The sequence below is a fragment of the uncultured Lactobacillus sp. genome, from assembly GCF_947367085.1.
Taxonomy (GTDB): domain Bacteria; phylum Bacillota; class Bacilli; order Lactobacillales; family Lactobacillaceae; genus Lactobacillus.
On record NZ_CANBCP010000007.1, the window covers coordinates 1 to 19,043 of the forward strand.

At 33.3% G+C, this 19,043-nt stretch carries 22 protein-coding genes; 17 read left to right on the forward strand and 5 right to left on the reverse strand.

What is annotated here, in order from left to right:
- The 5 genes from Q0Y70_RS02100 to Q0Y70_RS02120 form a co-directional block, all read left to right on the forward strand.
- A partial coding sequence (locus tag Q0Y70_RS02100) for a type IIL restriction-modification enzyme MmeI (protein ID WP_367270333.1) occupies window positions 1-472 on the forward strand: 472 nt, incomplete at its 5' end.
- Window positions 473-485: 13 nt separating this feature from the next.
- A complete protein-coding gene (locus Q0Y70_RS02105; protein WP_297815952.1) occupies window positions 486-947 on the forward strand; it encodes a type IIL restriction-modification enzyme MmeI in 462 nt (153 codons plus the stop codon).
- Window positions 940-1,644 (forward strand): hypothetical protein, encoded by a 705-nt coding sequence (locus Q0Y70_RS02110; protein WP_297815955.1) that lies wholly within the window; start codon window positions 940-942, stop codon window positions 1,642-1,644. Before Q0Y70_RS02105 ends, Q0Y70_RS02110 begins: the two co-directional genes overlap by 8 nt.
- 2 nt (window positions 1,645-1,646) lie before the next feature.
- A complete protein-coding gene (locus Q0Y70_RS02115; protein WP_297815957.1) occupies window positions 1,647-3,602 on the forward strand; it encodes a DEAD/DEAH box helicase in 1,956 nt (651 codons plus the stop codon).
- The gene (locus Q0Y70_RS02120) at window positions 3,595-4,497 is read left to right on the forward strand and encodes a GIY-YIG nuclease family protein (protein WP_297815960.1); all 903 of its coding nucleotides are present in this window, start codon (window positions 3,595-3,597) and stop codon (window positions 4,495-4,497) included. Before Q0Y70_RS02115 ends, Q0Y70_RS02120 begins: the two co-directional genes overlap by 8 nt.
- Window positions 4,498-4,761: 264 nt before the next feature.
- On the opposite strand, the gene Q0Y70_RS02125 is transcribed toward Q0Y70_RS02120, so the two are convergent.
- The gene (locus Q0Y70_RS02125; protein ID WP_297815962.1) at window positions 4,762-5,559 is read right to left on the reverse strand and encodes an Abi family protein; all 798 of its coding nucleotides are present in this window, start codon (window positions 5,557-5,559) and stop codon (window positions 4,762-4,764) included.
- Window positions 5,560-6,007: 448 nt separating this feature from the next.
- Complete coding sequence (locus Q0Y70_RS02135; RefSeq protein ID WP_297815964.1) at window positions 6,008-6,343, reverse strand: helix-turn-helix domain-containing protein; 336 nt, start codon at window positions 6,341-6,343, stop codon at window positions 6,008-6,010.
- A gap of 156 nt (window positions 6,344-6,499) precedes the next feature.
- Between Q0Y70_RS02135 and Q0Y70_RS02140 the strand changes: the two genes are divergently transcribed.
- Complete coding sequence (locus tag Q0Y70_RS02140) at window positions 6,500-7,522, forward strand: zinc-binding alcohol dehydrogenase family protein (RefSeq protein WP_297815966.1); 1,023 nt, start codon at window positions 6,500-6,502, stop codon at window positions 7,520-7,522.
- 93 nt (window positions 7,523-7,615) lie between these two features.
- On the opposite strand, the gene Q0Y70_RS02145 is transcribed toward Q0Y70_RS02140, so the two are convergent.
- Window positions 7,616-8,188: a TetR/AcrR family transcriptional regulator gene (locus Q0Y70_RS02145; RefSeq protein ID WP_297815968.1), complete on the reverse strand. Its 573-nt coding sequence runs from the start codon at window positions 8,186-8,188 to the stop codon at window positions 7,616-7,618.
- Window positions 8,189-8,276: 88 nt separating this feature from the next.
- Between Q0Y70_RS02145 and Q0Y70_RS02150 the strand changes: the two genes are divergently transcribed.
- Both Q0Y70_RS02150 and Q0Y70_RS02155 read left to right on the forward strand, forming a co-directional pair.
- Window positions 8,277-9,443, forward strand: a complete 1,167-nt coding sequence (locus tag Q0Y70_RS02150; protein WP_297815970.1) for a S9 family peptidase — start codon at window positions 8,277-8,279, stop codon at window positions 9,441-9,443.
- Between the two features lie 14 nt (window positions 9,444-9,457).
- Window positions 9,458-10,108 (forward strand): NAD(P)-dependent oxidoreductase, encoded by a 651-nt coding sequence (locus tag Q0Y70_RS02155; RefSeq protein ID WP_297815975.1) that lies wholly within the window; start codon window positions 9,458-9,460, stop codon window positions 10,106-10,108.
- Window positions 10,109-10,430: 322 nt separating this feature from the next.
- On the opposite strand, the gene Q0Y70_RS02160 is transcribed toward Q0Y70_RS02155, so the two are convergent.
- Complete coding sequence (locus Q0Y70_RS02160; protein WP_297815977.1) at window positions 10,431-11,015, reverse strand: NAD(P)H-dependent oxidoreductase; 585 nt, start codon at window positions 11,013-11,015, stop codon at window positions 10,431-10,433.
- Between the two features lie 414 nt (window positions 11,016-11,429).
- Here Q0Y70_RS02160 and Q0Y70_RS02165 point away from each other — a divergent pair, with 414 nt between their 5' ends.
- The 3 genes from Q0Y70_RS02165 (at window position 11,430) to Q0Y70_RS02175 (ending at window position 12,745) form a co-directional block, all read left to right on the forward strand.
- Window positions 11,430-11,864: a LytTR family DNA-binding domain-containing protein gene (locus tag Q0Y70_RS02165; RefSeq protein ID WP_297815980.1), complete on the forward strand. Its 435-nt coding sequence runs from the start codon at window positions 11,430-11,432 to the stop codon at window positions 11,862-11,864.
- Window positions 11,861-12,307, forward strand: coding sequence for a DUF3021 domain-containing protein (locus Q0Y70_RS02170; RefSeq protein WP_297815982.1), 447 nt, complete (start codon window positions 11,861-11,863; stop codon window positions 12,305-12,307). The genes Q0Y70_RS02165 and Q0Y70_RS02170 overlap by 4 nt, the downstream gene beginning before the upstream one ends.
- 147 nt (window positions 12,308-12,454) lie before the next feature.
- Window positions 12,455-12,745, forward strand: a complete 291-nt coding sequence (locus tag Q0Y70_RS02175) for a type II toxin-antitoxin system death-on-curing family toxin (protein WP_297815984.1) — start codon at window positions 12,455-12,457, stop codon at window positions 12,743-12,745.
- Window positions 12,746-12,751: 6 nt separating this feature from the next.
- Here the strand turns inward: Q0Y70_RS02175 and Q0Y70_RS02180 are convergent, their stop codons facing one another.
- Window positions 12,752-13,726, reverse strand: coding sequence for a helix-turn-helix domain-containing protein (locus tag Q0Y70_RS02180; RefSeq protein WP_297816084.1), 975 nt, complete (start codon window positions 13,724-13,726; stop codon window positions 12,752-12,754).
- Between the two features lie 287 nt (window positions 13,727-14,013).
- Here Q0Y70_RS02180 and Q0Y70_RS02185 point away from each other — a divergent pair, with 287 nt between their 5' ends.
- From Q0Y70_RS02185 to Q0Y70_RS02210, 6 genes are all read left to right on the forward strand, one after another.
- Complete coding sequence (locus Q0Y70_RS02185) at window positions 14,014-15,153, forward strand: YncE family protein (RefSeq protein ID WP_297815987.1); 1,140 nt, start codon at window positions 14,014-14,016, stop codon at window positions 15,151-15,153.
- 23 nt (window positions 15,154-15,176) lie between these two features.
- Complete coding sequence (locus Q0Y70_RS02190; RefSeq protein WP_297815990.1) at window positions 15,177-15,677, forward strand: GNAT family N-acetyltransferase; 501 nt, start codon at window positions 15,177-15,179, stop codon at window positions 15,675-15,677.
- Window positions 15,678-15,808: 131 nt separating this feature from the next.
- A complete protein-coding gene (locus Q0Y70_RS02195; RefSeq protein WP_297815993.1) occupies window positions 15,809-16,480 on the forward strand; it encodes a type 1 glutamine amidotransferase in 672 nt (223 codons plus the stop codon).
- Between the two features lie 73 nt (window positions 16,481-16,553).
- A complete protein-coding gene (locus Q0Y70_RS02200) occupies window positions 16,554-17,039 on the forward strand; it encodes a methylated-DNA--[protein]-cysteine S-methyltransferase (protein ID WP_297816087.1) in 486 nt (161 codons plus the stop codon).
- Window positions 17,040-17,330: 291 nt separating this feature from the next.
- Window positions 17,331-18,185 (forward strand): ABC transporter ATP-binding protein, encoded by an 855-nt coding sequence (locus Q0Y70_RS02205; protein WP_297815996.1) that lies wholly within the window; start codon window positions 17,331-17,333, stop codon window positions 18,183-18,185.
- Window positions 18,185-19,042 carry an ABC transporter permease gene (locus Q0Y70_RS02210; RefSeq protein ID WP_297815999.1) on the forward strand — a complete coding sequence of 286 codons (858 nt, stop codon included), beginning with the start codon at window positions 18,185-18,187 and terminating at the stop codon, window positions 19,040-19,042. Before Q0Y70_RS02205 ends, Q0Y70_RS02210 begins: the two co-directional genes overlap by 1 nt.
- The last annotated feature ends 1 nt before the right edge of the window (window position 19,043 follow it).

Consider the following 19,043-nt stretch of genomic DNA (forward strand, 5'->3'; position numbering starts at 1 on the left):
ATCAAAAGAAAAAGGACTTGCATCTGATACCAGCCAAAGCACAGATACAAGTTCCATGAGTTACAATTTATCTGAAAATAATAATACTATTGTCTTTGAGAAAAAAGAAAGAAATGATAATTTACCTCAGATAAGTTTTGGTAGTATGCCAAATGATGGTGGAAGTTTCATTATTTCAGACAATGAATTTAGGTCTTTACCAATAAGCAGAAAAATTCTTTTTAAAAAGTATGTAGGTTCATCTGAATTTATTAATTCTAATATTAGATATTGCTTGTGGCTTTATAACGTTAAAGAGAATAAATACGCTGATGATATTTATGTGAATAACATAATCAACAAAGTGAGATCTTATAGACTTGAGAGTAAGAGAACGGCAACTCAAAAATTAGCAAATTATCCACAACTATTTGGAGAAATCCGATGGCATAATTCAAATGCAATTATCATAACGTGTATCTTCAAAAAATAGATTGTATGTTCCGATGGGGTATATACAACCAGATACGGTTATTTCTGATTCTGCTATGGCTATATATGATGCACCTTTATGGTTACTAGGGCTGCTTGAATCACGTATGCATATGACATGGTTAAGGGCAGTTGGTGGACGATTAAAAACGGATTATCGTTATTCAGCGAGTCTTGTCTATAATACTTTTCCGGTTCCTAAATTGTCTACTCGTCGTATTAATGAAATAGAAGGTCTTATTTTAAATATTCTGGATATTCGTGAAGAAGAAGGTGGAACCTTGGCAGAATTATATGGTTCTCCACTTGCTGAAAAGAATCCAAAACCAATGAATTCACGTCTTTTAGATGCTCATCAAGAACTTGATGAGGTAGTTGATAGAGCATATAAGTCTAATGGATTTAAAGATGATAATGAAAGATTGTCATTATTACTTGATATGTATAGTGAAAAGGTAGGGAAGGGTAATGAGTAGAGTGCCATATGCATTATTAATAGGAATTGAAAATCAATTAGAAAGTATATTTAACACTAAACAAGAATTAATTGATTTGACTCAATACTTTGCTAAAAGTGTTGGTAAAGAAGTCCCCCTTACTGACGTTGTGGATGGGACTAAACGAGAAATTTTAAGAAAAAATATAGGCTGCCTTTCTGATGATGAAATTTTTGACTTCATGTCCCAATTGGAAAAACTTAGTTATATAAAATATGAAGAGTATCTTTGTGAAGAAATAGATGAACTATTATCGTATCAAGATAATGGGAGTAGTAAATCAAGAGGAAGTATCACGGATTTGTTAAGTTGTTATCCTCAAAAAATAAAAAATCAATGGAGAAAAGCTTGTTTATTCTTTGATAAAGGGGATTATAGAGAATCACTGGATGATATACGGCTGACAATAGAATTATTGGTTAAAGAAATTACAAGATCAGAAAAGTCATTAGAAAATCAAAAGAGTAATTTGGGGAAATTCTTTAAAGTGAAAGGTATTAATAATCAAATTGTAAATTTATTCTGGAAGATGCTTGATATGTATATGAATATTCAAAATGATGAAGCAAAACATGATGTGCCTGAAAATCTAGGACATGAAGAAATAACCTTTTTAATGAATCAAGCTAGCTTAATTATTAGGTTCTTAGTAGATTGTGATAGTAAGGAATTTTAATTATGCAAGATAAAAATGTTGTTGAAGTAACATATCATCAAACCGGTAAAAGTACAAATACCAATGAATTAGGAATGCGTGAGATGCAGGCGCGTGTTTATCAACATAGAAATACTCAATATCTTTTAGTTAAAGCTCCACCTGCATCTGGTAAATCTAGAGCGTTAATGTTTGTTGCTCTAGATAAGCTAGCTAATCAAGGTATCAAGAAGGTTATTGTAGCTGTACCAGAAAGAACAATTGGTAGATCTTTTACAAATACAGATTTAATAAAATATGGTTTTTATGAAGATTGGCGTGTTGATCCTAAATATGATCTAACACTACCAGGCAGCGATAGTGGTAAAGTACAGAAATTAGTAGATTTTTTAAATTCAAAAGATGGAAGAATTTTAATTTGTACGCATGCCACTTTGCGCTTTGCTTACGATAAAGTAGGGGATGATCATTCATTTGATGATATCTTCCTAGCAATTGATGAATTCCATCATGTTTCTTCTGAAGATAGTTCAGTACTTGGAACAGCTTTGAAGAATATTATGCATAATTCTTCTGCACATATCATGGCGATGACCGGCTCATACTTTAGAGGAGATTCTGCACCTATTCTTTCGCCAGAAGATGAACAATTATTTGATAAGGTTACTTACACTTACTATGAACAACTAGATGGCTATCAATATTTGAAATCTTTTGGAATAGATTATAAATTTTACAGAGGTTCATATTTAGATGCTTTAGATGAGGCGTTAGATACTGATAAGAAGACAATTATTCATATTCCAAGTATTAATTCCAGTGAATCAACTAAAGATAAATATAATGAAGTAGATTCAATTTTTGACGCTATAGGCGATATTGTTGATCGAGATGAAAAAACAGGTATTTACAATATTAAAGATAAAAGAGCTGGTAAAATCTTAAAGGTTGCAGATTTAGTCAATGAAGACGGAAGAGAAAAGGTACAAGATTATCTAAGAGAAGATCTTAAAGGTCCTGATGATTTAGATATTATTGTTGCATTAAATATGGCTAAAGAAGGCTTTGATTGGCCATGGGCAGAACAGGCTTTAACTATTGGTTATCGTCATTCATTAACTGAAATCGTTCAAATTATTGGTCGTGTAACGCGTGACAGTTCTAATAAAACACATGCTCAATTTACTAATATGATTGAACAACCTGATGCTAAAGATGGTGATGTTGAATATGCCGTGAATCAGATTTTGAAGGCTATTACTTCATCCCTATTGATGGAACAAGTTTTAGCACCTGAAATTCATTTAAAGAGAAGAACTCATAAGGATCAAAAATCAACAGGTGATGCAGACATTCTAATTAAGGGTCTGAGAGAACCAACTTCTAAACGTGTTCAAAGTATTATTGAAAATGATTTGCCAGATTTAAAAGCTGCAATTTTACAAGACTCTGATGTTAAAAATGGTATTGCTGCAAATGTTGATGCCGAAGTTATGAATAAGGAATTAATTCCGAAAGTTGTTATGACACGGTATCCAGATTTAACTAATGATGAAATTGATCAAGTTAGCCAATATGCAGTGGCGGATACAGTATTACGGCATGCAGAAGTAGAAACTGCTAAAGATCAACAAGGCAATACAAATGCATTTTTAAAGATGGCAGATAAATTTATTAATGTTGATGATTTAGATATTAATTTGATTGAATCAATTAATCCATTTCAACGGGCGTATGATGTCATGTCACAAAATATTGATAGTGATACTTTACGGATAATTGAGAGAACAATTGATGCAAAGAAATATGATTTCTCGGATGAAGAACTTATACAATTGTATAAAAATTCTAAAGTATTCGTAGAAAGAGAAGGTCATGCACCAAATAAAGATTCAAATAATGAAGAAGAAGTCCGTATGGCATATGCTTTGGCTAAACTGAGTGATATGAGAGCTAGAAGGAATAATCAAAATGGATAATAATCGTCCTATTCATTCTTTAGATGATATTTTAAATGACGATTCTGCCCTGTTTACTAACAATACTTCTAAATCACTTAATTCAAAGTTATTTGATACAGGCAAATTAAGAGAGATTAAGAAGGAACAGGAGAATGTTCCTGAGAATAAGTCCCGTAGAAAAAAGATGGATGGCTTTAACAAATATCGTCCATTGTTTGAAAGAGTCCATCAAGAATTAGCTTCAGGCAAACGACAATTGGTTCGTTTTGATAATAATGAAATTGAGCGTCATAAATTTTATGTTCTTAATGGTCAATTATTATATATAGAATCAATAGGATCAGAATTTAAGAATAAAACGCGCAGTGCATCACAAACAGATGCTAGATTGCATGTGATCTATGATAATGGGACTGAAAATTATCCATTAAGAAATGGTTTAATTGCTTCGCTCTATGGTAGTAGGCAACGCGGGGTTTATGGTAAAGCTGTTACAGAACCAGATGAACAATTTACTTTTGAAAATGAAGATCAAATTACTGGGTATGTCTATGTATTAAAGTCTCTAAGTAATAATCTTGAAATTAAACGAATACAGGAAGATCACGAACTGTATAAGGTTGGTTTTACTTCTGGAACTGTAGAGCGTAGAATAGCTAATGCTGAAAATGAACCAACATATTTATATGGACCTGTAAAAGTTGTTGCAGAATATCAGGTTGTAAATCTAAATCCAGAAGTCTTAGAGACTTCACTACATCACGTATTAGAGCAATACCGTTTAGATGTAGATATAAAAGCGGGAAATGGTAAAATTATTCATCCTCGTGAATGGTTTTTAGTTGATTTTGATACAATTAATAAATATATCAATGAGATCATAAGTAAGCTGCAAATTTCTAGTAATTATTAAGAGGGCTCTTAGTTTATTTAAGTGGGTAACACTCATATTTTGTGATGCCAAAGAAAGTATCAAAGAGTGGTATGTCTGCAGGTGATAATTAGTACGAGTGCAGTTTCCAATATTTTGAATAAACATAATTATAAATGCGAGTAAAATATACCAAACAAAAAAGCCCCAACTTGTGTTGGAGCTTTTTTCTATAACCAATCTTAACTACTGTCTTAATTAGCTAACGGTCTAACCGTTATTTCCTCATGAATCATATTAGACTTTTTATGAAAGAGAGTCAATTAGTTTGGTTAGGATTGATATAAAAGTATTGATTTTTTGATTATCAGAATACCATTCACTGTGCCGATTGAATCTCTGAATAAGACGCTTCCCTTCTCTAACTCTGTGATCTGCTAACTTTTTGCTTTGAATTTTTCGATGAAGATAAAACGTGGAAATTAAGTCATTTATCTTCAAATCAGTGATATAGTCTTTTGAAATACCCATCTGTTCCCCAATTGACATAACAGCTGCAGATGGATGACGTAAAAATTCTTTGTCCGAAAAAAGATTTATCAAAAAGGGATCACTATGCGCACATGCATTTCTAATATTTTTACAAAACTTTAGATGAGCGTGGATTTGTCTAAGATTCTTAGTTTTATACTTTTTATAGTAAAAGTCAATAAATAGAGATAAAACACCAAATGATGAAATTTCCATAAAGACCCAAATTGGCATATTAGAATGATATTTATTATACAAATCCTGTAAATATCTATTTTTCTTTAATTGAGTTAACGTATGTTCATATTGCGTAGGATATTTATCTTTAAATTCTTGGATTATTGAGTAACCATCTTCATTTGGATTGTTGGAAATATTGGTAATAATAAAAGTTTTGATACCATGCTCTATGTCTAATGTAATCTCTAATAGATACTCTCTTAATTGCCCGTCAATTGCAGCTAAATCTGTTAGATAAGCAAAGTCTAAGTTAATGTATTTACCCTCGGTATCTTTAGCAAAATTTTTTCTATAAGAGCCCAATTTGAAATAATAGTTGGTTGTATCTAACATATGTTGGGCTTCTGATGTGTTCAGGTAATTGAAGGTTATTCCCTTAGTTTTAAGGTGCTGTATAAGCTCTGTTGTAGTACACATTTTTTTGTGTGACATATTTTAACCTTGATCTGTTAATGTTATATGTTAATTATATCAGATCGTATGTTCGCTAATATCTATACATTATTTTAAAATGTTAAAAATTTCCTTCTTATTCGTTTTTACGTTAGGTAACGCTTTGTGTTATAAGGTATATCATTCATGTTGTAACTTCAATTGATGGAATGACTGCAGACTTTGTGCAAATTCCATAAGATGTTTAAGTAAGATTTCTACACGAATTGTAGATAAAATGTAACCATATTAACCGGGTAGCTTATGATATCACCAGTAAGCTGTTTTCCACTATTGAGTGGGAATAAAAGTGGATATAAGATAAGCTCGCAATTAATTTTGCGGGCTTTTATTCATGCAATTGATTATATTTATTTCCCCATTTTTCCATTTCTAGAATTAATGGAGTGAGGGTTTTGCCTAATGCAGTTAGTTGATAGCTGGTTTTAGGTGGTACACTTGGAAAAATCGTTTTATCAATAATTTGATCATTTTCTAATTCCTTTAATTGAAGTGATAACATTCGTCTTGAACAGTTGGGCATCAGTTTTTGTAATTCATTGAATCGGCAATTCTTTTCTTTGATTAAATGATAGATAATAACGCTTTTCCATTTCCCTGAAATAATTTGAAGCGTACTTTCAACAGGGCAACCTTCGGCGCAGTTATAAATATGATGTGGCATTTTTTCATCCTTCTCGTATTGATATTAATATCATTCTAAAGCTTGCAATTTAAATGAGCTAGGGAAGAATTTGTTACTTAGTAAGAAAAAATTCACTTCTTGTTTTTATCATTCATCTACTTACAATTAATTAGTAAATAGAAAAGGAGATAAAAAATGAAAGCAATTGGATTTAAAAAGCATTTAAATATTGATGATCCCGAAAGCTTGATTGATTTTGAAACGCCAAAACCAACTGTTAAAGGACATGATTTATTGGTCAAAGTAAATGCAGTATCAGTTAATCCGGTAGACGTTGGAGTGAGAAAAGGTGGACGTGCAGTGTTAAAAACTCCAAAAATAATTGGCTGGGATGCATGCGGTGTAGTTGAAGAGATAGGATCTGATGTTAGCTTATTTAAACCAGGTGATCGAGTATTTTATGCAGGTTCATTTATTCGTTCAGGTAGTGATAGTGAATATCAACTTGTTGATGAAAGAATAGTTGGTCATGCTCCTAAGTCTTTAAAAGATAATGAAGCAGCCGCAATGCCTTTAACTTCACTTACAGCTTATGAAGCCTTATTTGAACAAATGGGGTTACTTTGGAGTCAACAAAGTAATCAAGATAGAACAATTCTAATTATTAATGGTGCAGGTGGAGTAGGATCAGTGGCTACTCAATTAGCTCATTTGGCTGGCTTAACCGTTATTGCTACTGCATCTCGTCCAGACAGTATTAAATGGACGCAAGATCATGGTGCTGATTATGTCGTAAATCACCGTGAGGACTTGGTAAAACAAGTAAAAAGATTAGGATTCAAATATGTTGACTATATTTTAGAACTAAAGGATTTAGATGGTCACTGGAAAGAAATGTGTGAACTAATTAAGCCTGAAGGACACATTGTTTCAATTACTGAAAATCGTCGACCAATCAATTTGAGATTATTAACTAAAAAGAAAGCGCACTTTTCATGGGAATGGATGTATACCAAATCCTATTATCAGACCGAAAATATGATCAGCCAGCATGATATTTTAGATAAAGTTGCTCAGATGTTGGATAGTAGAAAACTTAAATGCACTATGACCAAGTCATTAACACCTTTGAACGCTACCAATTTGCGAAAAGCTCATAAATTAGTAGAAAGTGGCCATATGACTGGTAAAGTCGTGGTTTCTAGTTGGAAGAACTAAATATAAATAGTTATTGGAAATAATGATTATTGATAAAAAAGCTCGCAATTTGCAGACTATTTACAATATTTTTCTTGTTGAGAAAGGTAAAGTCTAATCAATCATACTAAGTTCCCCTGTTCTCATTTTGAAAAAGAAAGTAGCCATTTCTTTAGCTGAATAGTAAGGATGTAATGTCCAGAAACGAATGATTCCGATTAAGGCAGAAATCCCGTAAAAGGAAAATAAATCCTGCATATCTTTTGAAATATCTAAATGCATAATGGGATGCGACAGTTCTTCCATTTGTAGTAGATGAGTCATTAATTTATTTGAAAAAGCTAAATCACCATTATCACTTAGGAGAATTTTTATCGTATTTAAATTTTGTTCAAAAACCTTTAAAAAATTAGTTAAATATAGAATGCCGTTTTCAGATTTAACAGATAATTTATTAAGCATTTTATTGTGCGGCTTAGTAATTTTAGTGAAAAAATCTTGCTCAATTTGTTCTACAATTCCCCATTTATCATCAAAATGACGGTAGAGGGTAACTCTATTAATTCCGGCTTGTGCCGCAATTTCGCTCATAGTGACTTTATTTAGACTTTTTGAATTCATTAACTTTAAAATCGCAGTTTCGATCTTCTCATTTGTCTGATTATTTTTATTGATATATTTATTCAAAATGCAACACTCCATTTAATTTTGTAGTTAAAGTATAACCGATTTTCTTATAAGATTAGACCAACAAATAAGAAATGAGGAAGTAAATATGACAACTACTTTTAAGAAACACTGGTCAGATTATAAATACAATGACAATATGCTGCAAGATGCTTTGATTAAACACGTCATGGATTTGATGCCATATCGTATGAGTGATGAAGGCGAAGTGCTTGAAGTAATTATGAATATTAAGGAAAGCGACGAGCAAAGCTGGATTAGTGCTTGGAGTAATATGGCAGCTCATTTACAAAATCGAGCTCATCATTTTGAGAAGGATGGTAAGAAAATTAGTGCATCTAGCAGTTATTTACGTGCTTCGACTTATTGGCGAGTATCGCTAATGTATTTCGGTGATTGGCAAGATCCTCGGATGAAAGATTACTCTCAAAGAAGCCAAGATTGCTATGATCGCTCTCTTGAATTAAGTGGCTATCCCGGTGAAGCGATAAAGATTCCTTATGAAAATACATATTTGCCTGGTCATTTTTATCGCTCACCATATGCTAAAGATGAAAAAGCACCGCTACTAATTGTAGTTCCTGGTCGAGACACCTGGGCAGATGACACTATCTGGGTAACTGATGCGGCAATTAAGCGTGGCATTCATGCTTTAACATTTGATGGTCCCGGTCAAGGAATGGCTTTGAGATTGCAAAACTTAAAATTTAGACCTGACTTTGAAAATGTGCTGGGACCAGTAATTGATTTTGCACAAGGATTAGATGAAGTAGATGACAATCGAATAGGCGCAATGGGAATGAGCTTTGGTGGCTTTCTAGTTCCCAGAGCTGCTTCATTTGACAATCGTTTGAAATTCATTATTTCTGATCCAGGCAACATGAACTGGGGTGGCATGATTGCTGGACGCTTAGAAAAAGCACTTAAAATGCCTGCAATGATCAGACCTAAGATGATTGACTTTGTTTTAAAAGATTATGAATGGAAGCACGGGGCAACTGATAAGACAATTATTAATGAATTGCAAAAGTACAATAATACAGATATCGTTGATGATATTAGGACAAAGACTTTAGTATTAGATGGCTCTGCAGAGGTTACACACGGTGCTGCTAAAAAGTTCTATGATGCTCTGAATTGTCCTAAAGATTACATGTTGTTTGATGAAAATTCCACTGCGCAGCAACATACACAAATGGGTGGCTATGCCACTGGAACGGAGTATATCATGAATTGGATTGAAGATAATATTTAGATTGGTGATGTCATATGAAAATATTTTTAATAGGTGCTACTGGTCGAACTGGTACAGATGTGTTAATGCAAGCTTTAGCACAAAATGATAAAGTTGTTGCTTACGCTAGACACCCACAGAAGTTGAGTGAACATTCCAACCTGAAGGTAATTAAAGGAGAATTGACTGATATTAATAGAATGTCTAGAGCAATGAAGGGCTGTGATGCAGTTTTAGTAACGCTGGGTAATCCAATGTCAAATAGTAGTGGTCGGCTATTTGCTTTTGCAATTTCAAATATCATTAAGGCAATGGATAACTCGGGTGTTAAAAGATTAGTTAGTCTATCTGCTTTAGGTGTAGGCAAGACTTATGACAATACCAGATATCCTTATAAAATGGGAGCTAAGGGATTCTTAAAGGGAAACTTTGCTGACCATGAAGCTGGAGAAAGTAAATTATTTGCGTCTGATTTAAATTGGACAACTATACACCCGGGTCCACTATTTAATGGTGATAAAACTAAGAAGCCACTAGTGAGGGATGCCGAATCGGGATTCAAAATGCCAGGTGCACCTCGTACTTATCGTGGTGATGTAGCTCAAGTAATGCTTAGAATAATCAATAATCCGAAAACGTACGGCAAGCAGCTAATTATGTGCTCAAAACAAGATAATGTGAAATAAGGAACATCATAAAAACATAGATCTGTTAATTATAATCATATTTTTACCCTTGCATTATTAACAAAACCCCACTTTTGTTAATAATTAATTACACTGGTGGGTAAGGTAATTGACAAAATGGTCATTTGTCAAAATAAGAACGGATGTATATTTACTATTAGCATAGAGAACTAAAGCTGCTATTGATCAACTAGAACAAATGAGCTGGATTAAGAAAGTTGGTTCTAGGCCTAAGCAACATCAATTGAATGTGTAGATTTTAGTGTACGCTAAAAGGCGTTACTTTATAGTGGTTAAAGCTATTGAGTAACGCTTTTTTATTTTAGTGAAAATTATAGTGATTAATTTTATTTAGATATTCCTTTCGTTGCCTCAAAGTAGAATTTGTAACACCACCAAAATGAATCCAATGACGATCTTGCATCCCTAATTGGTTGAGAGTTTTATTAATAAAAATACGTTTAATACCGTTTCCTAAAAAGAACTTGACATAAAAAGTTGGTGAAGTTGAAGTAGTCAGAACATAAGTATGTTTAATGTTGGTTAATTCGCCATGAATGCCAGTTTTGCTTACAGTATGTGATAAGCCTTTTCCTTCTTTCATAACTTTGTCAATAAAGCCTTTAAGCATTGACGGGATACTGTTCCACCAAAGTGGAGTAATGAAAATTATTGCTGAAGCTTCTTTTAAGTAATTTAAGTATTTTGTTACTAGAGGATCATGAGTTTTGCCAGTGTGAAATAAACGTAACTCTTCTTTATCATAAATGGGATTAAATTGTTCCTGATACAAATCAATTACTCTAAAGCTTTTGTGATTATGAGCTAAATTTGATTTTACTGATTCTAAAATTGCATGGTTAAAACTTTTTTCGTAAGGATGACAATAGATGATTAAGTAGTCCAATTTAATTCTTTCCTTTCAAAAATTGATCTAATGTGTATTCCAATAATTGTGCGTTCTAGTAAGTAATTGCTATTTAGATGAAGGGGGTTGATAATCGTTAGTGTCGATTAGGTGAATAGTTTGATTTATAAGTTGTTCTTCTGTTGTCATTTTTATCCTCTTTTTTATAATGCTGTTATTTCTACGATTAAATGATAACACCGTTATCATTACGCTGCAAAAAATTTATTATAATGCGAGCTAAGGAGAGTAAAAATTCGATTAATAGCCTGAATATAAGTAATGACTTTACCATATTTATTAAAAAAGGCACCATTTAGTAAGAGTTTTCAACCAATTATTAACATCTTGTTATTTGTGCCACTTTAATTGTTATACTTAGCTTATCTTTTAACAAAAGGAGAATAACTGTTTGTGAAGATTAATTGTCATGTTGATAGTTCGCTAGATGAGGAACATGGCGAAATTTGGGTTCGCCAAATCACTCCAGAGCTGACAAATCTACTTAACTATTTGAATGGTCATAAACAAGTTTTATGGGGTTACGCCGATGGTGAACTAAAACCTATTAACTATCAAGATATTTTTGCCATTCAAACGAGCAGCCAAGGAGTTGACATTACTACAATTAACCACCATTACAAGTACCATAAACGAATTTCAATTTTGAAGAATGAATTAAATGCAGATTTTATTGAAGCGTCCCAAAGTGCTATTTTCAATTTTCGTCATATTGATCACTTAGAATTGCTTGATAATGGAATGATTAACGTTATTCTGAAGAACCATCAACGTATACCAATAAGTCGTAGGAAAGTTAAAAATTTGAAAGAGAGGTTAGGCATATGAAAAAATATCATTTGTTGCTAATTAATGGGATAGCTCTGGGTGAATTATTTGGATTAGTATTCTCTCTCTTCTTTAGTTACCTCTATGGTTTAAATAATTATGTTCCTTCAGCTCCAACCTTTACAGATCATTTTACGCGTCCACTGAATGCCGTTTTAGTTTCAGTAATTTTGTGGGGTCTAATGGGATTAGTCTTTAGTGCTGGTGCATTAGTATTTAAAGTGAATTATTGGACACTTCGTAAACGTACGATTGTAAATTTTGCTGTTTATTACTGTGGATTTACCCCTCTAGCAATTCTGGCCGGCTGGTTTCCTTTAAATGTAACTAATTGGCTATTTTTCACTGGAATATTTGTCCTCGTTTACGTTTTAATGTGGATGATAAATATGTATTTGGTCAAACGAGAAATAAAACGAATCAATCAAAAAATTAGAAGATAATGCGCACAGGTCCCAATATTTTGCGTTTTTTTGATTTTAGTGAAAATTATAGTGATTAATTTAGATATTAACAATCAAAATTACAGTTTATTGTAAACTTGTATATACAAAATGTATAATTGTAATTACAAAGAGGCGGCGAAAGGATTGAGTATGATTACCCAGCAGCCCAAACGGGTTTTGTTTGGACATGAACTATATCCAAACATTTGGCTTAAAGGGGCTTTTATTTTACAAAAAATTACTAAGAAACATATCTTTGCGGATGGAAATAAGCGAACAGCTTATGTTGCTACTAAACTATTTTTGAAAAAGAATGACTATCATTTTGAATTATCTAAGAAGGAAGGCATTATAATGATGCTTGAAGTAACTACCAAAGAAGACAATGAAAAAAGCTCGCAATTAAATTTGCGAGCTTTTAGTATAAGTGATTAGATGAATCTACTCTGCTTTTTCCCTGAAAAAGAAATATGTAAATAAGCAATAAACTATAAAACCTAAGTATAGGATATTAGCAGAATTAATGGTGTTAATTACATATCTATCAAAAATATAAGCGAGTCCCAAAACAACAAAAAGATAGCCCCAACTGCCATAGATGAATAATCGATGTAGATTAGGTGGGAGATGCTTTTTATGTTTGATTAAAAGAGAAAGATAATTTCTTTGAAACGCATAAAATGCAAATAAGTATAAGGCTATGCTAAGAATTAGGAAGGTTATGCCCCAAGTAATAAGTGATCCCATACTAGAAAAGTGACTAAAGCCATTGATCATTGGCCCAATAAAACTTAAAACACTTAAAATGCTAGCAACGACAATGAATTTATCGTAAGTTTGATGAAATTCTTCAATTGTAGATGTCAATTTATTTCTTTGCTCAGGAATATCAAAGTTTTGCTGCTTCAGATGATTAAATTTACGCATAACAAGAAGACTATAAATTAATAGTCCAAACGCAATTGCAAGGGTAGCAACTGCTGCTGCATATCCGGTCATAGCAATAATCTGATATAGCTGCTTATTTGACTCGAAAAATCCTGCCAAAGGCATGCCAAAAGAAATCCATACAGGACTGAAAACAACAAGGGCTGCAGCTAAGGCACGCAAGTTTGAACTTTTCTTAGCAGCAGATAAATATTTTTGCACTAAGTCATCAGATAAAATAGGGAGCTTTTCATCTACTGGTACATCTTCTAGCTTTATTTCAAAAGATGGCGCACCACTTTTCAACAAATAATCTGTAGTAACACCGAACAGCTCTGATAAATTAACGATTTTTTCGATATCCGGAATAGATTGATCACTTTCCCATTTAGAAACGGCTTGGCGGCTGACATTCATTTTTTCAGCTAAGGTTTCTTGAGAAAGATTATTCTTTTTACGCAATTCTGCGATTTTTTGACCTAATCTCATGATTAAATGTCCTTTCTTCATTTGAATGATCTCAATTTATAAAAAATCTTAGTTGCAGACAACCACTTTTTGTTTGCATAGCATGCAACTAATGGTTGCAAATTGGGTGAAAGAGTAAAAAATCATACTGAAGTATTAATTATAAACCTTTATGGGACGGTTTTTATAAGTATTATTTCCTAGGAAATAGGTCAAAAGAAAATAGGAGTGATTTCAGATAGGAAAAACCTTTATACTTAAGATAGATAAAGACATTTATAAGTCAGTAAAAGGAGAAAGAGCGACTTTTGACTAAAAAGAAATTAATAAAAAAATACTGGTGGCTTGCTGCTATCTTAGTAATAATTTTGTGTGGAATATTTTTTCTACCTTGGAACTCCAAAAATAAAGTCCCTGTACATCATCGCTTAAAAAGGCAGCCTGCCTTAATTGATAATACAAGCACTCGTCCAGCAGCCTATTCAACAAAGCAATTTAAGGAGGTCTTGTCTAAAAATTATCCTGATGTATACAAAAATTTGAATTTTAAGCAAAAACCGACTTTTTATGTAATACCGGGTTTGATTCAATCAGCAGCAATTAAATATACTCCACCAAATCAGGGAAAACCTGGGATTGCTTATGACATGGATCCACAAGGTCTAGCGATAATTCACCACAAATATTTAATTATTTCCGCATATAGCAAAAGTAAAACTTTTGACTCAGTTCTTTGGGTACTCGATTTTAAGACGGGCCAGTTTGTAAAAACAATTGCTTTAAACAATATTGATCATGTCGGTGGTATCGCCTATGATGATGACCACGATCGCTTATGGGTAGCCACGATCAATCAATATCAACGAGCCCAAGTTCAATCAGTGACTCTAAAAGAAATTGAAAAGTATGATTTAAAAAAGCAAAAACGTCCGATCAAGTTTGAACATGCAACCAATTTAGCAGCTCCATTAAAGACATCATATTTGACTTATCATAAGCATAAACTTTATATAGGTTATTTTGACAAAATTCATGGTGGGCAGCTTTTTGCTTATAAGCTTAATAAAAAAGGTTTGTTCAAAAAAGATAAAAAGGAATATGATTTTGCCTTTCCAGATGAAAATTGGTCTACATATTCTCAAATTCAGGGAATAAGTTTCGACAAAAAAGATATTTTACTATCTGAATCGTATGGTGACTTTAATTCCCAACTATTAATTTTCAAGAATAAATTAGATAAGCCTAATTACAATCTTGATCCAGCTGAAGCTGATAAGATCATTGTTTTACCGCCGTATTTAGAGCAGATTATCGGAAAAGATGGAGAAATATACCTACTTTTTGAATCTGCTACAGCATTATATCGTCAAAATCCTAACGTAGTCCACATGGATCGGGTCGTTAAGTTAAAAGTTAAATTTAAAGATGGAGTGGCTACTGAAAGATAGCTACAAAATAAGGAGAGTTAATAATGTCGTTAATAATTAGAACGGTAAGAATGTCCGACCTAGACGCAATTGTTGAGCTTGAATCAAGCGCTTTTGACATGCCACAAGAGATGACGAGAAAAGATATGATTGGTCGAATTGAAAATTACCCTGATACCTTTTTAGTTGCACAAAAAGATGGCAAAGTAGTGGGACACGTTTTTGGTCCCGCAGCCGTGGATCGCTATATCAAAGATGAATTGTATTTTAAAAATCATCCTAATCGCAAGGAGGATCAGTACCAGACTATCTTAAGCTTAGCCGTTTTGCCTGAAGTGCGAAAAAATGGAATTGCGACACAATTACTCATGCAAATGGATAAGATTGCTAAAAAAGCAGGCCGAAAGGCTGTTTCACTAACTTGCTTACCAGAATTATTCAATTTCTATGAAAAGCGCGGTTTTGTCAATGAGGGAAAGACCTCAGAGGACATCCCTGATCCTGATGGGGTAAGTAGTTATAACATGGTCAAAGAGTTGAAATAAGAAGCCACTTGTGAAGGATGCGCTAATTTTTCCCATTGTTAAGTGCAAAATTTCGTGATATAACAACTAATATCTTAGGTACTTGCAGGCGATACCTAGCACAACATTGCCGTTGACAGAAAGGATATTCAATGAGAATTAATGTTTTGCAACATACGCCAAATGAAGGCCCAGGTACTATTGAGCAATGGGCACAAGATTATGGTCACGAGATGTATATCTATCACCCATATCAGTTTGGCAATCTTCCAACTGCTGAAGAAACTGATATGCTGGTAGTTCTTGGTGGTCCAATGAGTCCGAATGATGATCTGCCTTGGATTAAGCAAGAGCGGCTTTTGATTAAGCAGTTGCTTGACCAGCACAAGCCAATTTTTGGAGCATGCTATGGTGCACAACAGATTGCTAAGACGCTTGGCTATGATGTGAAAAAAGCACCACATAAGGAAGTGGGTTGGGCGCCAGTATATTTAAAGAGTAATCTTATCTCAGATATTCCTGAGAAGTTAACGGCCCTTCACTGGCATGAGGAAATGTTTGAAGTTCCAAAGCAAGCGGAGTTGCTCTTTAGCAGTGATTTGGTTAAAAACCAAGGATTTGTAATGGATAATGTGATTGGGCTTCAATTTCACTTTGAACCTGCGGCAGATAATGTGCGTGAAATTGCTATAAACGACGATCAGTATCCATTAGATCACAACGATTTGCACCAAACTAGCGAAGAGATTATTGCTCATGGTGTTCCTGCTGAGAATAAGAGAGTAATGTATCGCTTGTTAGATTATATTGCTGAGAGACAATAACGTTAGTTCGAATATATATCTAAAAACCGCGATCATTTTTTTGACCGCGGTTTTTGTATAGGGATGATGCATGATGAGAAATATTAGTTATCAGACGATAAAAACACCTATTGGTTTACTTGAAATTTCTGCTACTAATGAGGCGATTGTTACAGTTAAGCCAACGAAAATTGAAAAAGAATTAACATCTTCTGCAGCTTCTAGTAAATTAGTAGAAAAATGTGCCAAAGAATTAGAAGAATACTTTGCAGGTCAACGCCAGCAGTTTGATATACCATTAAACCCCGAAGGGACCGATTTTCAAAAGCGAGTATGGCGGACACTTGAAAAAATTCCATATGGTGAAATCAGAATTTATGGTGAAATTGCACAAATGATGGACAAACCGAAAGCTGCTCGAGCAATTGGAATGGCTAACCATAATAATCCGATTTTGATCTTAACGCCATGTCATCGCGTTGTTGGGGCTGATGGCAGCCTGACCGGCTATGCGGCCGGGATTGAGAATAAGAAGTATTTGCTTGAACTCGAGAAAATGAATGTCGGGCAATTTCATTAACTTGTTTACCAAAGCTATTTAATCTTTATGAAAAACAAAAGATGAAGGAAAAACTTCAGATGATCTTTCTGGTCGTGACGGGGTAAGTAGTTATAATATGGTTAAAGAGTTGAATTAAGAAACCTTATAAAGAAAGGTATACGCTAGTCAATGTTTACACGTTGGGTAGCGTTTTTTATGCTCTAAAATTTTCCATTCATGTTTAAATTCTAACCACTCATTTGAAAGTTCGATACACCAATCTTATTTATCGCTATTCTTTAGTTAAATCAAAGAAAGGAAAGTAATTCTATGTTAATTGAAACTTATGATTTAACTAAAAAATATGGTCAAAAGCTTGCTCTAGATAATGTTAATTTAAAAATTGATCGAGGTCAGCTTGTAGCCTATCTTGGTACAAATGGTGCAGGAAAGTCTACTACGATAAATATTTTAACTGGGCTGATGAAGCCGACTTCCGGCACAATCAAGTATGCAAATAATTTAAAAATTGGCGTTGTTTTTCAAAATAGCGTTCTAGATGATAATTTGACGGTCGAAGACAATCTTGATTTACGAGCCCGTATGTATAAAAATTTTTCTAAAAAATGGCTTAATCAACTAATTGATTTAATTGGAATTAAGAAATTTTTGAAACAAAAATATGGCACTTTATCTGGTGGACAAAGAAGACGGGTAGATATTGCTAGAGCTTTGATTAATCATCCAGATTTGCTATTTTTAGACGAACCAACGACAGGATTAGATTTACAAACTAGATTAGTAATCTGGAATTTATTACAAAAATTACAAAAACAGCAGGGCTTAACCATCTTTTTAACAACCCATTACTTGGAAGAAGCTGAAAATGCAGATCGAATGTATATCCTAGAAAATGGTGAAATTTTAGCTGATGGCTCAGCTCAGCAAATTAAAGAAAAGTATGCACCGACTAAATTGCTCATTGATGTCCAAGAAAAAGCAAAATTAAGAACTAACTATAAAGTAAGGATAGTCTCAAGTCATCAACTTGAAATTGATGGCTTACCTGCAAATGAAGTAATTCAGTTTTTAGATGAAAATCACAATATTATTAATGATTTTGAATATCAAAAAGGTTCAGTTAACGACGCTTTTATTAAGGTTGCAGGAAAGGAGCTTCAATAATGTTGGCTTTACTTCAAAGAAATATTAAAATTTACTTTTCAAATGTTCCGGGTGTAATTATGTCATGTCTCGGTGCATTGATTTCCTTCTTCATCTATATTGGCTTTTTACAAAAAAATTTAGAAAGCTCTTGGTCAAACGTACCCAAAGCTAGTGAAATGCTAGACTTGTGGATGATTGCGGGAATTATAGCGATTGCCGGAATTACTACATCATTTCAAGCATTAGGACAGTTAGTAAAAGATCGCGAAACTAGGACTAGTGATGACATGAAATTAACTGAGATTTCATCTGCTGGTCAAAATTTGGCTTATGTTTTATCTAGTTCATTTGTTAGCTTTGTAATGCAGATTGTTACTTTTATTGTTATGGGTGTTTATTTTACTGTAGTTGATAAAATTACAATTCCAAGCAGTGCTTATTTTCCAGCTTTAGGATATATGTTACTAGGAGCGATTGGAGCTACTTTGCTTAATGAGATAATTGTTTACTTTATACATTCATCGACTACTTTTAGTAGGTTGTCAGCAATTATTGGTGCAGCGGCTGGATTTGCAGTAGCGACTTATATGCCATATGGAACTTTATCTCATACTGCACAAACTTTGGTAAAATTAATTCCAAGTAGTTATGAAGCTTCAGCTATGAGAAGTTTATTGCTTAATCACATTAGTAAAAGTCAATTGAGCCCAAGTATGAGAACAGAATTGATTAATTATCTTGGAATTCATTTCAAGATCAATGGTTATCGTCTAACAACGCTTGATAATGCATATGTGATGCTGGGAATGATTGCATTGTTGATTGGAGTTATTGTAATAATGTCTTTTCAAGCTGATAGAAAGGCAAAAGCATAAG